General features: G+C 51.6%; 14 protein-coding genes. 10 read left to right on the top strand and 4 right to left on the bottom strand.

The window, feature by feature from the left end; genetic code table 11:
- Positions 1–16: 16 nt before the first annotated feature.
- From hglS to rimL, 4 genes are all read left to right on the top strand, one after another.
- On the top strand, positions 17–1,360 hold the full coding sequence (hglS, locus tag FOB24_RS13760) for a 2-oxoadipate dioxygenase/decarboxylase HglS (protein WP_069324946.1): 1,344 nt from the start codon (positions 17–19) through the stop codon (positions 1,358–1,360).
- 193 nt (positions 1,361–1,553) lie between these two features.
- Entirely contained in the window at positions 1,554–3,209 is a 1,656-nt protein-coding gene (locus tag FOB24_RS13755; protein ID WP_038640767.1) for a glucan biosynthesis protein D, read from the top strand.
- 166 nt (positions 3,210–3,375) lie between these two features.
- Positions 3,376–3,600: a YdcH family protein gene (locus FOB24_RS13750; protein WP_038640766.1), complete on the top strand. Its 225-nt coding sequence runs from the start codon at positions 3,376–3,378 to the stop codon at positions 3,598–3,600.
- Between the two features lie 100 nt (positions 3,601–3,700).
- Positions 3,701–4,246 (top strand): 50S ribosomal protein L7/L12-serine acetyltransferase, encoded by a 546-nt coding sequence (gene rimL / locus FOB24_RS13745; protein ID WP_085048155.1) that lies wholly within the window; start codon positions 3,701–3,703, stop codon positions 4,244–4,246.
- Here the strand turns inward: rimL and ydcK are convergent.
- The gene (gene ydcK, locus FOB24_RS13740) at positions 4,238–5,218 is read right to left on the bottom strand and encodes a YdcK family protein (RefSeq protein ID WP_150345059.1); all 981 of its coding nucleotides are present in this window, start codon (positions 5,216–5,218) and stop codon (positions 4,238–4,240) included. The genes rimL and ydcK overlap by 9 nt on opposite strands.
- A gap of 113 nt (positions 5,219–5,331) precedes the next feature.
- On the opposite strand from ydcK, the gene tehA reads away from it, so the two are divergent.
- From tehA to FOB24_RS13725, 3 genes are all read left to right on the top strand, one after another.
- On the top strand, positions 5,332–6,333 hold the full coding sequence (gene tehA / locus FOB24_RS13735) for a dicarboxylate transporter/tellurite-resistance protein TehA (RefSeq protein WP_085048156.1): 1,002 nt from the start codon (positions 5,332–5,334) through the stop codon (positions 6,331–6,333).
- Positions 6,333–6,929, top strand: a complete 597-nt coding sequence (gene tehB, locus FOB24_RS13730; RefSeq protein WP_085048157.1) for a tellurite resistance methyltransferase TehB — start codon at positions 6,333–6,335, stop codon at positions 6,927–6,929. The genes tehA and tehB overlap by 1 nt, the downstream gene beginning before the upstream one ends.
- Before the next feature lie 155 nt (positions 6,930–7,084).
- Positions 7,085–7,759 (top strand): DUF3313 domain-containing protein, encoded by a 675-nt coding sequence (locus tag FOB24_RS13725; RefSeq protein ID WP_085048158.1) that lies wholly within the window; start codon positions 7,085–7,087, stop codon positions 7,757–7,759.
- 38 nt (positions 7,760–7,797) lie between these two features.
- On the opposite strand, the gene FOB24_RS13720 is transcribed toward FOB24_RS13725, so the two are convergent.
- Positions 7,798–8,706 (bottom strand): DMT family transporter, encoded by a 909-nt coding sequence (locus FOB24_RS13720; RefSeq protein ID WP_085048159.1) that lies wholly within the window; start codon positions 8,704–8,706, stop codon positions 7,798–7,800.
- 185 nt (positions 8,707–8,891) lie between these two features.
- Between FOB24_RS13720 and FOB24_RS13715 the strand changes: the two genes are divergently transcribed.
- Positions 8,892–9,761: an AraC family transcriptional regulator gene (locus FOB24_RS13715; protein WP_085048160.1), complete on the top strand. Its 870-nt coding sequence runs from the start codon at positions 8,892–8,894 to the stop codon at positions 9,759–9,761.
- Here the strand turns inward: FOB24_RS13715 and FOB24_RS13710 are convergent.
- Positions 9,744–10,910 (bottom strand): benzoate/H(+) symporter BenE family transporter, encoded by a 1,167-nt coding sequence (locus FOB24_RS13710; protein WP_150345058.1) that lies wholly within the window; start codon positions 10,908–10,910, stop codon positions 9,744–9,746. The two genes, FOB24_RS13715 and FOB24_RS13710, sit on opposite strands and share 18 nt — an antisense overlap.
- A gap of 105 nt (positions 10,911–11,015) precedes the next feature.
- Between FOB24_RS13710 and FOB24_RS13705 the strand changes: the two genes are divergently transcribed.
- The gene (locus FOB24_RS13705) at positions 11,016–11,552 is read left to right on the top strand and encodes a helix-turn-helix domain-containing protein (RefSeq protein ID WP_042308263.1); all 537 of its coding nucleotides are present in this window, start codon (positions 11,016–11,018) and stop codon (positions 11,550–11,552) included.
- 79 nt (positions 11,553–11,631) lie between these two features.
- Entirely contained in the window at positions 11,632–13,593 is a 1,962-nt protein-coding gene (locus tag FOB24_RS13700; protein ID WP_110498016.1) for a peptidase U32 family protein, read from the top strand.
- On the opposite strand, the gene FOB24_RS13695 is transcribed toward FOB24_RS13700, so the two are convergent.
- Positions 13,590–13,820, bottom strand: coding sequence for a DUF2554 family protein (locus FOB24_RS13695; protein WP_038640744.1), 231 nt, complete (start codon positions 13,818–13,820; stop codon positions 13,590–13,592). The genes FOB24_RS13700 and FOB24_RS13695 overlap by 4 nt on opposite strands.
- Positions 13,821–13,848 lie beyond the last annotated feature (28 nt).

Below are 13,848 nucleotides of genomic sequence, written 5' to 3'. Positions count from 1 at the left end.
CTGGAGGCATGACATTATGGCGAACACCATCACGGCAGATGAGATTCGGGAACAATTTTCGCAGGCAATGTCAGCAATGTACCAGCAGGAAGTCCCGCAGTATGGCACGTTGCTGGAACTTGTCGCTGATGTGAATCTGGCGGTACTGGAAAATAATCCGACGCTGCATGAAAAACTGGCTAATGCGGATGAACTGGCCCGGCTAAACGTTGAGCGCCACGGCGCCATCCGGGTGGGCACTGCGCAGGAGCTTGCTACGCTGCGCCGGATGTTTGCCATTATGGGCATGTATCCGGTGAGTTACTACGACCTCTCTCAGGCCGGCGTCCCTGTACATTCCACGGCTTTTCGGCCCATCGACGATGCCTCGCTTTCGCGCAACCCGTTTCGGGTATTCACCTCGTTATTACGGCTCGAATTAATCGAGAACGTAGCGCTGCGGCAAAAGGCTGCGGAGATCCTTGCAAAACGCGACATTTTCACTCGTCGTTGTCATGAACTGCTGGATGAGTTTGATGCGCAGGGCAGTTTTACGCCTGAGCAGGCGCAGGAGTTTGTCCATGAAGCACTGGAAACCTTTCGCTGGCATCAGCACGCCACGGTAGATGAAGCGACCTATCACGCATTACACAACGAACACCGGCTGATTGCCGATGTGGTGTGTTTCCCTGGTTGTCACATCAACCATCTGACGCCGCGCACGCTGGATATTGACCGGGTACAGTCCATGATGCCGGAATGCGGCATAGAGCCGAAAATATTGATTGAAGGGCCGCCGCGCCGCGAGGTGCCGATTTTATTACGTCAGACCAGTTTCAAAGCGCTGGAAGAACCGGTGCTGTTTGCCGGTGAAATGCGCGGCACTCACACGGCGCGTTTTGGCGAGATTGAACAGCGCGGCGTAGCGCTCACACCGAAAGGCAGAGCCTTGTATGACGAACTGTTGAATAAAGCGGGAACGGGAAAAGACAATCTGACGCACCAGCTGCATCTTCAGGAGGTATTCAAGGCATTCCCGGATAGCGAGTTTCTGCTGCGCCAACAGGGGCTCGCCTGGTTTCGTTATCGACTGACGCCGTCAGGTGAAGCGCATCGCCAGGCCATTCGCCCGGATGACGATCCGCAACCGCTCATTGAGCGCGGCTGGCTGGTTGCGCAACCTATCACCTACGAAGATTTCTTACCGGTTAGCGCTGCGGGGATTTTCCAGTCAAATCTGGGTAATGAAACTCAGGCTCGCAGCCATGGGAATTCCAGTCGCGACGCGTTTGAAGAGGCACTGGGTTGCAAGGTATATGACGAATTTATGCTGTATCAGGAGGCTGAAGAGCGAAGTAAACGGCGGTGTGGTTTACTTTAACAGAATTTACACGGGATTCAGTCTGTTCCCATCGACATAAAATATTTTCGATTTTGTACAGATAATCGGCGACCAACAATTGGATTATTAATGAATTTTGTCTAGAGTGAGCGGTCAGAAATGTGCACTCTCTTGCCGCAGATTTTGACCGGTGCGGGACCATTTACACGACCAGAAGGACTCACTTTCAGGCATGAATCGCAGACGATTTATTAAAGGTTCAATGGCAATGGCCGCCGTGTGCGGAACCAGTGGTATTGCATCACTCTTTTCCCGCGCCGCCTTTGCGGCAGAGTCTGACATTGCAGACGGAAAAACCGTACGTTTTGATTTTTCCGTTCTGCAATCGATGGCCCACGACTTAGCACAGAAACCCTGGGGCGGCGAGCCGCGTGCGTTACCCGACACGCTGGCGAAATTGACGCCGCAGGCCTACAACAGCATTCAATATGACGCAGAGCAGTCTCTGTGGAACAATGTTGAAAATCGTCAGCTTGATGCGCAGTTCTTCCATGTGGGAATGGGATTCCGCCGCCGGGTTCGCATGTTCTCGGTCGATGACAGTACGCATATGGCGCGTGAAATCCACTTCCGTCCGGAGTTGTTTAAATACAACGACGCGGGTGTGGATACCAAACAACTGGAAGGGCAAACTGACCTCGGATTCGCGGGTTTCCGCGTATTTAAAGCGCCAGAACTGGCTCGTCGTGATGTGGTTTCTTTCCTCGGCGCCAGCTACTTCCGCGCAGTGGATGACACCTACCAGTACGGTTTATCGGCGCGTGGTCTGGCGGTAGATACCTATACCGACAGCAAAGAAGAGTTTCCTGATTTCACCGCTTTCTGGTTCGAAACGGTTAAACCGGGCGCGACCTCCTTTACCGTGTATGCGCTACTCGATAGCCCAAGCGTAACAGGTGCCTTTAAGTTCGTGATCCACTGCGAGAAAACGCAGGTGATCATGGATGTACAAAACCATATCTACGCGCGTAAAGACATCAAGCAACTAGGCATTGCGCCGATGACCAGCATGTTCAGCTGCGGCAACAATGAACGCCGGATGTGCGACACCATTCACCCGCAGATTCATGACTCCGATCGTCTGGCGATGTGGCGGGGCAACGGCGAGTGGATCTGCCGTCCGCTGAATAACCCGCAAAAACTGCAGTTCAATGCCTATACCGATAACAACCCGAAAGGGTTTGGTTTACTGCAGCTCGATCGCGACTTCTCTCATTACCAGGACATCATGGGCTGGTATAACAAGCGTCCGAGCCTGTGGGTCGAACCGCGTAACCAGTGGGGCAAGGGGACCATCGGCCTGATGGAGATCCCGACGACTGGCGAAACGCTGGATAACGTCGTCTGCTTCTGGCAGCCGGAGAAGTCGATTAAAGCCGGCGATGAGCTGGAATTTAAATATCGTCTGTACTGGAGCGCGCAGCCGCCGGTACGTTCACCGTTGGCTCGCGTGATGGCGACCCGTACAGGCATGGGCGGCTTCCCGGAAGGATGGGCGCCGGGCGAGCACTACCCGGAGAAATGGGCGCGTCGTTTTGCCGTTGACTTCGTCGGTGGCGATCTGAAAGCCGCTGCGCCGAAAGGCATTGAACCGGTGATAACGCTCTCCAGCGGTGAAGCAAAACAAATTGAGATCCTCTACGTGGAGCCTATCGACGGCTACCGTATCCAGTTTGACTGGTATCCGACGTCTGACTCAACCGACCCGGTAGATATGCGTATGTTCCTGCGTTGCCAGGGCGACGCCATCAGCGAAACCTGGCTGTATCAGTACTTCCCGCCAGCGCCGGATAAACGTCAGTACGTTGACGACCGTGAGATGCGTTAATCACTCCTTTTACGGCTCTCCTGAGGGGGAGCCGTATCTGCAATCTTTCTGAAAATAGTCTGTACGCTATTTACTCGATCCTGTTCGCATTTTTCTGTATGGGAAATGGGTACTCTGGAACTGTGTATTTCTTATACACGTTCTTGTCCACTAACAGGGAGAAAGTATGTTTCCAGAATACAGAGACCTTATTTCCCGACTGAAAACCGAGAACCCTCGCTTTCTGTCCTTATTCGAAAAACACAACAGCCTTGATCATGAGATCTCCAGACTGGAAGGTGCGGATGGTCGGGGGTATAGTTTGGACATTGTTCGCCTTAAGAAACAGAAACTCCACCTGAAGGAAGATCTGCTCAAAATTTTGCAAAAAGAGAGTGTCGGTGAGAGCTAAGTAAAACAGCGCTTGCTGTGTAAAAGGGCTTCCAAAAGGGAAGCCCTTCCTGTTTTATGATGAGCAGAATTAGCTGCTTAACGATCGTAACGGAAAGAAAATGCCAGAAGTGATAACCATTAATGATTCGCTGGAACTGCGTGCCGTCGAAGAACAACACGTCACCCCTCTGCATCAGTTGGTGCTGAAAAATAAAACCTGGCTCCAGCAGTCGCTGAACTGGCCGCAGTTTGTCGAATCCGAGGACGACACGCGCAAAAACGTGCAGGGAAATATGATGTTGCACCAGCGCGGCTACGCCAAAATGTTCCTGATTTTTGCACAACAGAATCTGGTGGGTGTCATCGCGTTTAACCAGATAGAGCCGCTGAACAAAGCGGCCTATATTGGCTACTGGCTGGATGAAGCTCACCAGGGTAAGGGCATTATGTCCCGGGCGCTACAGGCATTGATTCATCATTATGCGCAGCGCCAGGAAATTCGCCGCTTTGTGATTAAATGCCGCGTAGAAAACGTTGAGAGCAACCGGGTGGCATTGCGCAATGGCTTCCAACTGGAAGGATGTTTACGACAAGCAGAGTTCCTCAATGGCGATTACTATGATGTGAATCTCTATGCCCGCATCATTGATGGTCCCTCAGAATAAGCCTGCGATAGGTGTGCGCGTAATGCGCTGCTCACCATTGATCACCTTCGGCCCGCGCAGATGAATAGCATCGCCATCAAATGCTTCAATGTGCGCCTGGCCGGTTATCTCAATGTGATTCTCGACCAACACTTCTCCAAGAACGCAGGCGTGACCTTCAACCAGGATGTGATCGTCAAGCTGGATTGGTCCGCCGCGTAATGTAGCATGTCCCCCGACCAACACATGGTGCTTCAGCACGCAATTACCCTCGACTACCGCGTGTTCTGCCACCTGTGAGCTGTAGCGCAGGGTAGGAATAGCATCTTCATCGGTTCCGGCGATGACGCGCGCATGCCCGTAGACTTTGGCGCAATCGCAAATCCAGACATTATTCTCTTCATTACCTTCCACCTGGGCAAAATCAAAAACTTCCGCCCGATGTTCAATAAAGGCGTAGTTGATTTTCGCATCGCCATAGATCTGCGCCTGATGCACTACGCGTGAGTTGCTGATGGTCGCCCGATCGTAAATCTGCAGCAACTGGTCGTTTTCAACAGTGAGTCCCCTGGCGGCAATGATTTCGGAGCCACATACAACGCGTGCATTACCCCAGAGAAGGCACTCGCCGCGAATAACCGAATCCTGTATCGTGACGTTGTCACGTATTTGTGCGTAATGGCTGATTTCTGCCCGGTCAATCCACACGGCATCGCCTATTTGCGCGCCATCTCTGACGACACTTGCCTGAGTAACCCGCGCGTTTCCGGTTATTGATGCGCCGGAAAATGCGAGCGCATTTTCATCGTAAATCCAGCAATCACCGCGTTGCGACAAGACGCTTTCGTCATCAATCCAGCCGCCAGGCGTACCGGCGGTAACATCATTAAAATCAATGAGCGCAATGATTTGGCGTAGTAATACGCTTTTTTTATTGCCATTATCCTGGTAACTAAAGGAGCGAAGCTCATCGCTGAGTCGATATTTGGTCATTGCTCATTTCCATGTTGCGCACCTTAGTTAAACGTAGCAAAGTTTTCCGTACTGGCTAAACCCGCTGAAATTCCATAAAATGCATTTCAAATATACTTTAAAAAATAAACAAAATGAGTAAGAGCAAACAGAGTGAACGGGTCCTCAATCTTCCGGCCGGTTATTTTGGCATGGTTCTGGGTACTATCGGGATGGGATTCGCCTGGCGCTATGCCAGCCAGATTTGGCCGGTGAGCCACTGGATTGGCGACGGTTTAGTGATTCTCGCCATGGCCATTTGGGGGCTGCTGACGCTGGCTTTTATGTATCGCTTGCTGCACTTCCCGCACAGCGTACTGGCTGAAATTCGTCACCCGGTGATGAGTAGCTTTGTCAGTCTGTTTCCGGCCACAACCATGCTGGTAGCCATTGGCTTTGTTCCCTGGTATCGACCGCTGGCGATCGGGTTATTCAGCATTGGCGTGGTGATACAACTGGCGTACGCGGCCTGGCAAACGGCAGGATTATGGCGTGGAGCGCATCCAGAGGAAGCCACCACGCCGGGTCTGTATCTGCCGACCGTCGCCAATAACTTTATCAGCGCAATGGCCTGTGGTGCGCTTGGTTTCAATGATGCCGGAATGGTGTTTTTGGGGGCTGGCGTATTTTCCTGGCTCAGCCTGGAACCGGTGATCCTGCAACGTTTACGTAGCTGCGGGGAACTGCCAGCGGTCTTACGGACTTCGCTTGGCATTCAACTGGCGCCCGCGCTGGTTGCTTGCAGCGCCTGGCTTAGCGTCAACGGCGGTGAGGGGGATACGTTAGCCAAAATGCTGTTCGGCTATGGTCTGCTGCAACTTCTGTTTATGCTACGTCTCATGCCATGGTACCTGTCGCAACCATTTAATGCCTCGTTCTGGAGCTTCTCGTTTGGCGTGTCGGCCCTGGCGACGACGGGCCTGCATCTGGGACACGGCAGCGAATCAGGATTTTTTCATACGCTGTCTATCCCTCTGTTTATTTTTACCAATTTTATCATTGCATTATTACTGATACGTACGCTTGCTTTGCTGCTGCAGGGAAAGCTGCTTATCCGCACAGAACGTGCTGCATTACTGAAATCTGAGGATAAATGATGACTCATTGCGACGAAAACTACTTTACTGAGAAATACGATTTAACCCGTACGCATTCCGATGTTGTTGAAGCGGCAAAAGTGGTCGCGCCAGGTAAAACATTAGATCTGGGCTGCGGTAATGGTCGTAACAGCCTGTACCTTGCGGCAAACGGCTATGACGTTACCGCATGGGATAAAAACCCCATGAGCATAGCGAACCTTGAGCGCATTAAAGCGGCGGAAGGACTGACCAACCTGCATGCGCAAGTCGCGGATCTTAACGCCTTACGCTTTGATGGCGAATATGATTTTATTCTTTCTACCGTTGTGCTGATGTTCCTTGAGGCTAAAACTATCCCGGGACTGATAGATAATATGCAGCGCTGCACGAAGCCAGGCGGATATAATTTAATCGTTGCGGCAATGGACACTGATGATTTCCCGTGCACTGTTGGTTTTCCGTTTGCGTTTAAAGCGGGTGAATTACGCAACTATTACAGCGGGTGGGATCTGCTGAAATACAACGAAGACGTGGGTGAACTTCATCGTACGGATGAAAATGGTAATCGCATTAAACTGCGCTTTGCCACTATGCTGGCACGCAAAACTGTCTGAAGCTCCTGTCTGGGTTAACTCTCTCTGCGTTCAGCATTTTTTATGTTGAGCGCAAAGATAAAATTGTGCGGTCCTTACCATTTTTAGTGCATCCAAAATGAATCTGTTTTGCTATTCTTTTTAGGCATCATTGCGAAAACTAAAGGGATCGTTTCATGCGTACTCATACTTTATTTAAAGTTGCAGTGCTTACTGGCTTGTTGGCATTATCCGGCTGTGCGTCAAAAGTGACCGAACCGGATAAATATTCTGGGTTTTTAAAAAATTACTCTGATCTGAAGGAAACAAAATCGGCAACCGGACAAACGGTACTCCGTTGGGTTGACCCGAACTACAACGAATCCAAATATGACAACATTGTATATAACCCGGTAACGTATTATCCGGTTCCTAAACCTACTACGCAGGTAGGGCAGAAGGTTCTTGATCAACTACTGACCTACACCAATACACAGTTGAAATCCGCAATCAGTAAACGTAAACCCCTGGTGACTACCCCTGGGCCACGTAGCCTGATTTTCCGCGGGGCAATTACCGGTGTAGCGACCAGTAAAGAAGGGCTGCAGTTCTACGAAGTGATCCCGGTTGCGCTGCTGGTTGCGGGAACGCAAATGGCAACGGGCCACCGTACCATGGATACCAACCTCTACTTCGAGGGTGAGTTGATTGATGCGGCGACCAATAAACCGGTCATTAAAGTTGTACGTAAGGGTGAAGGTAAAGATCTGAACAACGAAAGCACGCCGATGGCGTTCGAAACGTTGAAGAAAGTTGTTGATGACATGGCGACTGATGCTTCCATGTTTGACGTGAACAAAAAAACACAATAATAATGATGAACGCACCATCTAAGGATGGTGCGTTTTTTTTATGCCGTTCGGCGACGATATACGAGCTTACCCATCAGCGCTTCTGGTCGGGCAAACATCACCAGATTCCCCAGCAAAATCAATACTAATCCCACAATCGCATTTACCTGCCAGATATACCCTTCATACAATGTTGACAGCGTCAGTGCGACCAGAGGGAAAAGCAGCGTACTGTATGCAGCCTTACTGGGACCAATGCGACCGACCAGTGTGAAATAGGCGCCAAAGGCAATCACCGAACCAAAAATAGCCAGGTACAGCAGTGCGCTAAGATAGCTGAAAGTCCACTGCGGAGTGAAGTCATCGCCACGCACCAGCGCAATAGCGGCGATCAGCAATGTACCGTATAACATGGCCCAGCTATTGGTGGTCAATACTTCCAGCCCTTTTTTCTGATGGCGCAGACTTATCATGTTGCCCAATGAAAAACCAAAGGTTCCCAGAGCGCTTAAGCCGATGCCCAGCAGAAGTGAATGGTTGAACCCACTGTTGAGCAAGTCCTGCCAGAACAGGGTGACAATGCCAGTCAGACCGAGACCGGCGGCAATATAAAAGCGCATCGGCGGTTTTTGGCCGAAAAACAGAAAACTATTGACCGCATTGAACAGGACGGCCATCGAGAAAATCACCGACTCAAGGCCCGTGTTAATCCACGCCGCAGCCGTATAAAAACACCAAAAGTTAAAGCAAAAAACGCATCCGCCTTGTAACAGACAAAACAGATGGTCACGACCAGATAGTTTGCGTAATTTACCGCTAACCAACAGGATTATTATCATTACCGAGCTGGCAACGGCAAAGCGCCAAAAGATAGAAACCGGCGCTGAAACCGGTCCTTGTTGCAGATAAATGGCAATCCATGTCGTTCCCCAAATCACAACCACCAGGCAATACAATAGCGCGTTCATACAACTCTCTCTTTTTGGTCTTCAGGCGCACACTGTGTCACGTTGGGTAGCAGGGGGCTTTCATCAGATTGCGGTGGACTTGCAAAATCTTGCGCTTTTTTTCGCGCAAATGTGAAAAGGAAGCTGTTAACAATATGTAGCTGATATAGACTGAAAGCCTGCTAACTTATTTTGAATGTGATGGTATGTCTCAGCCCTACGGTGCCTTTGAAAACTTACGCAAACACAATGCCGTGCTGCACGAGTCGGTTGCGTTACATTCAGGGATCCAACTGGCGGCCTGGTCAAATAAGCGTGATACCATTACCCAGTATTGCGATCACCATACCCTCAGCTTATACATCGCCGATGGTTACGAGAGTTACCACAAGACGGCCGGCGGCTGGAAGAATGGCGGTGGGCCGGACCGTTTTTGCCTGATGCCGAAAGAGAGCGAATCCAGTTGGGATATTCGTGACGATCTTTCCTTTGTTCATCTCTATTGTACGGACGGCCATTTGCGCGAAGTGGGTGAAAAAGTCTGGGACAAAAGCCCTTATAGCTTCACGCTGGATGAGCATACGTTTGGCAGCGATCCGGGGATAACAGCGGTTTATCGTCAGTTTTTACTCGGGAATGACTGGCAACAACCGGCCAACCATCTCACGCTCAGCGCCGCGTCTTCGCTACTGCTCACGCATCTGATCCAGCATTACAGCAACGTCCAATGGCAGTTGCCCGTTGTCACCGGGGGACTTGCGCCTGCCACATTGCGCAATGTGCTGGCCTACATAGAAGCGCATCTGGCGTACCCCATTACCCTGAGCGATTTGGCAAGTGAGGCGGCGCTGAGTGAGTTCCATTTTGCCAGAATGTTTCGCCAGTCAATGAATATGGCGCCGCATCAGTACGTTATGCAACGACGTATGGTATTAGCCCAGCATCTGGTCTGTCATTCTTCCCGCAGTTTGTCGGATATTGCGATGGCTTGCGGGTTCAGTTCAGCGAGCCATTTCAGCAACCGGTTTAAGCAGGTGACGGGTAAAACGCCAACGCAGTTACGTGCGGCGAAATAAAGTAAACACCGCGTAGCACACACCTCCGGCGATCAGCCCCCAAAATGCAGACCCAACCCCCCATAGCGTCAGGCCACTGGCAGTGACCAGAAAAGTAATGATAGCCGCATCACGCTCGGATTCATGATGTAATGCCTGGTATAAGCTGCCGCTAATCGTGCCAAGCAGCGCCAGGCCCGCCAGCATTTGGATCCAGCTTACGGGCAAGGCCGCCATCAGTCCGGTGACCGAACCGCCAAAAACCCCTGCCAAAAGATAGAAGACACCCGCCGCCGCCGCGGCAAGCCAACGTCGCGTTGCATCAGGATGCGCTTCGGAACTTTGGCAAATTGCCGCGGTTATGGCGGCAATGCAAATGGAATAGACGCCAAAAGGGGAAAACAGCAGCGCCAGCAGACCGGTAAAGACAATCAACGGTGAAACGGGTAACGCATAACCTGACGCCTTCATGGTGGCGATACCAGGTGCATTTTGCGAGGCCATGGTGACCAGAAACAGCGGGAGGGCGATGCTAATGCTGTGGGCAAATGAGAAATGCGGGGCGATAAACTCAGGTAACACTGGAGATAAACTTACCTCATTAGTGACAATGTCACCTTTTATCAGCGCGATGATTATACCTATCAGCATCGCGGCGATTGTCGCATACCGTGGGGCAATGACTTTAAACGCTAACCATGCCACCAGCATGCTACCGCATAAGATAAGCTCACTATTAAGGCTACTGAACGCCTGCAGGCCAAAGCGTAGCAGGATCCCGGCCAGCATGGCTGACGCCAGCGAGTGGGGGATTATTTTCATCAGTCGGGCAAAGAGTCCGGTTACGCCGCACAGCACAATTAAGGCGTTAGCCACGATGAAAATACCGATCGCGTCCTGAATCGTTACCCCTTGCAGGCCCGTAACCAGCAGTGCGGCGCCGGGCGTTGACCATGCAGTGAGAACAGGGGCGCGATACCATAATGTCAGCGCCAGCGTACTAACGCCCATCGCTATTCCCAGCGCGGTCATCCAACCCGCAATTTGCCCTGTCGTCGCACCTGCGGCCAGCGCCGCTTGCCAGATAATGGCTGCCGAACTGGCATAACCGACCAGCACCGCGACAAAACCTGATAGCACGGTAGGCAGAGGGATTGAAAATGTGCGCATAGCAACTCCGTGTGCGTTATAACGGTCAGTCACTGTAGCACTGTGCGTTATAGCGTACAAGTGCTAAGCTGTAGCCTTGAGAAGGAAGGGTGAAGGAGGAGAAATATGGATAACTTAACTCACTATCTGGCGACGACGCTCAGAACGCTGCGCCACCAGCGGGAATGGAGTCTCTCGCGTCTGGCGGAGGAAACCGGCGTGTCAAAAGCGATGCTGGGGCAGATTGAGCGCAATGAATCCAGCCCTACAGTGGCGACATTGTGGAAAATCGCCACCGGGCTGAATGTCCCATTTTCAACGTTTATTTCGCCTCCTGAGTCAGACGGCACGCCGTCTTTCGATCCCCAACACCAGGCGATGGTCGTCACGCCGCTGTTCCCATGGGATCCTCAGTTGTGTTTCGATCACTTTTCGATACTGCTGGCGCCCGGCGCGCTTAGTGAATCCACGCCACACGAAAGCGGTGTTATAGAGCACGTAGTGGTGATTAGTGGACTGCTGGATATGTGCATTGATGGTCTATGGCGTACCATTAAAGCCGGTGAAGGTGTCCGTTTTGCCGGCGATACGGCCCATAGTTACCGTAACAGCGGTGAACAAACGGTTCACTTTCATTCGCTGATCCATTACCCGCGCAGTTGATCGGGAAAACTATTCCGAAATGCCGCGCTTGTGACTACAATAGCCGCCATTTTTACCGCTTGTGGATGGTAACAACTGTATGCGCCAGCAACCTCATCACCTTGAATTGTTAAGCCCGGCTCGGGATACCGCCATTGCGCGCGAAGCCATTCTGCACGGCGCAGACGCCGTTTACATTGGCGGACCGGGATTTGGCGCGCGTCATAACGCCAGCAACAGCCTGAAAGATATCGCCGAACTGGTGCCATTCGCTCATCGCTTCGGGGCGAAAATCTTTGTGACGCTGAATACGATTTTGCACGATGATGAACTGGAGCCCGCACAGCGATTAATTACCGATCTGTACCAGACCGGTGTTGATGCTCTGATTGTGCAGGATATGGGGATTCTGGAGCTGGATATTCCCCCCATTGAGCTGCATGCCAGCACGCAGTGTGATATTCGCAGCGTCGAGAAGGCGAAGTTTCTGTCTGATGTCGGATTTACCCAGATTGTCCTGGCGCGGGAACTGAGCCTTGAGCAAATTAACGCCATCCACCAGGCCACGGACGCGACCATTGAATTTTTCATTCACGGTGCGTTGTGCGTTGCCTATTCAGGTCAGTGTTATATTTCACATGCGCAAACCGGACGTAGCGCTAACCGCGGCGACTGTTCCCAGGCTTGCCGTCTGCCGTATACCCTGAAAGACGATCAGGGGCGCGTGGTGTCCTATGAAAAACACCTGCTGTCGATGAAAGATAACGATCAGACCGCCAACCTGGGCGCGTTGATTGATGCAGGCGTGCGCTCTTTCAAAATCGAAGGGCGCTACAAAGACATGAGCTATGTGAAGAATATTACCGCGCATTATCGTCAAATGCTCGACGCCATCATTGAAGAGCGCGGCGACCTTGCCCGTTCATCAGCCGGACGCACTGAACATTTCTTTACCCCCTCCACGGAAAAAACCTTCCATCGCGGTAGCACCGATTATTTTGTCAATGCGCGTAAGGGCGATATCGGCGCGTTTGACTCGCCAAAATTCATTGGTCTGCCGGTTGGTGAAGTCCTGAAGGTCGCGAAAGATCATCTGGATGTTGAGGTCACCGAGCCGCTGGCGAACGGCGATGGTCTGAACGTGTTAATCAAGCGTGAGGTGGTAGGTTTCCGTGCCAATACCGTTGAAAAAACGGGGCACAATCGATATCGGGTATGGCCGAATGAAATGCCAGCCGATTTGCACAAAGTTCGTGCGCATCATCCGCTGAACCGTAATCTCGATCATAACTGGCAGCAGGCGTTAACCAAAACCTCCAGCGAACGTCGTATCGCGGTTGATATTGAACTGGGCGGCTGGCAGGAGCAGTTGATCCTGACGCTCACCAGTGAAGAGGGGGTGAGCATCACGCATACGCTGGACGGCCACTTTGACGAAGCGAACAATGCGGAAAAAGCGTTAAGCAACCTGCAGGATGGTCTGGCCAAACTTGGACAAACGCTTTATTACGCCCGCGATATTCAGGTTAATCTCCCGGGGGCGCTGTTTGTGCCAAACGGTCAACTCAATCAACTGCGACGTGAAGCTGTCGACATGCTGGATGCGGCGCGTTTGCAAAACTATCAGCGCGGCAGTCGCAAACCGGTGTCACAGCCGGCGCCGGTGTATCCACAAACGCATCTGAGCTTCCTGGCAAACGTCTACAACCATAAAGCGCGTGAGTTTTATCACCGTTATGGCGTTCAGTTGATTGATGCGGCCTATGAAGCGCATGAAGAAAAGGGCGATGTGCCGGTGATGATCACCAAACATTGTCTGCGTTTTGCATTTAACCTGTGTCCGAAACAGGCGAAAGGAAACATCAAGAGCTGGAAAGCGACACCGATGCAGTTGGTAAACGGCGATGAAGTTCTGACGCTGAAATTTGATTGCCGACCGTGCGAAATGCATGTAATCGGCAAGATGAAACATCATATTCTGAAAATGCCGTTGCCGGGCAGCATCGTCGCTTCCGTCAGTCCCGAAGAACTGATGAAAACATTGCCAAAGCGTAAACCTTAACCCTGGTGAGTATCAGGTTTGCGTGATTTTTGCCAGTAATGATGTTCGCGAAGATCGGCGGCGGATTCTTCCGCCGTCACGCGCAGTTCATCGCTGTCGGCGGTGTGCCGTAATACGTGATCGGCATCCTGCACCTGAAGATACTCATGTCCCTGATTGGTTGCGAGAAGTTGACCCGAAAAAAGCGCGCTGGCCAGCAATAACACCGTTAACCCTTTCTTAAACATCGTGAACCCTCTGGTACGTTAGCAGCGA

It is taken from the genome of Citrobacter werkmanii (assembly GCF_008693645.1).
In the GTDB taxonomy this organism is placed as follows: Bacteria; Pseudomonadota; Gammaproteobacteria; order Enterobacterales; family Enterobacteriaceae; genus Citrobacter; species Citrobacter werkmanii.
This window is presented reverse-complemented; position numbering and strand designations above follow the sequence as displayed.

Coding starts and splice junctions, on each gene's coding strand:
- hglS (WP_069324946.1), top strand. CDS start 17: ATGGCGAACACCATCACGGCAGATGAGATTCGGGAACAATTTTCGCAG.
- FOB24_RS13755 (WP_038640767.1), top strand. CDS start 1,554: ATGAATCGCAGACGATTTATTAAAGGTTCAATGGCAATGGCCGCCGTG.
- FOB24_RS13750 (WP_038640766.1), top strand. CDS start 3,376: ATGTTTCCAGAATACAGAGACCTTATTTCCCGACTGAAAACCGAGAAC.
- rimL (WP_085048155.1), top strand. CDS start 3,701: ATGCCAGAAGTGATAACCATTAATGATTCGCTGGAACTGCGTGCCGTC.
- ydcK (WP_150345059.1), bottom strand. CDS start 5,218: ATGACCAAATATCGACTCAGCGATGAGCTTCGCTCCTTTAGTTACCAG.
- tehA (WP_085048156.1), top strand. CDS start 5,332: ATGAGTAAGAGCAAACAGAGTGAACGGGTCCTCAATCTTCCGGCCGGT.
- tehB (WP_085048157.1), top strand. CDS start 6,333: ATGACTCATTGCGACGAAAACTACTTTACTGAGAAATACGATTTAACC.
- FOB24_RS13725 (WP_085048158.1), top strand. CDS start 7,085: ATGCGTACTCATACTTTATTTAAAGTTGCAGTGCTTACTGGCTTGTTG.
- FOB24_RS13720 (WP_085048159.1), bottom strand. CDS start 8,706: ATGAACGCGCTATTGTATTGCCTGGTGGTTGTGATTTGGGGAACGACA.
- FOB24_RS13715 (WP_085048160.1), top strand. CDS start 8,892: ATGTCTCAGCCCTACGGTGCCTTTGAAAACTTACGCAAACACAATGCC.
- FOB24_RS13710 (WP_150345058.1), bottom strand. CDS start 10,910: ATGCGCACATTTTCAATCCCTCTGCCTACCGTGCTATCAGGTTTTGTC.
- FOB24_RS13705 (WP_042308263.1), top strand. CDS start 11,016: ATGGATAACTTAACTCACTATCTGGCGACGACGCTCAGAACGCTGCGC.
- FOB24_RS13700 (WP_110498016.1), top strand. CDS start 11,632: ATGCGCCAGCAACCTCATCACCTTGAATTGTTAAGCCCGGCTCGGGAT.
- FOB24_RS13695 (WP_038640744.1), bottom strand. CDS start 13,820: ATGTTTAAGAAAGGGTTAACGGTGTTATTGCTGGCCAGCGCGCTTTTT.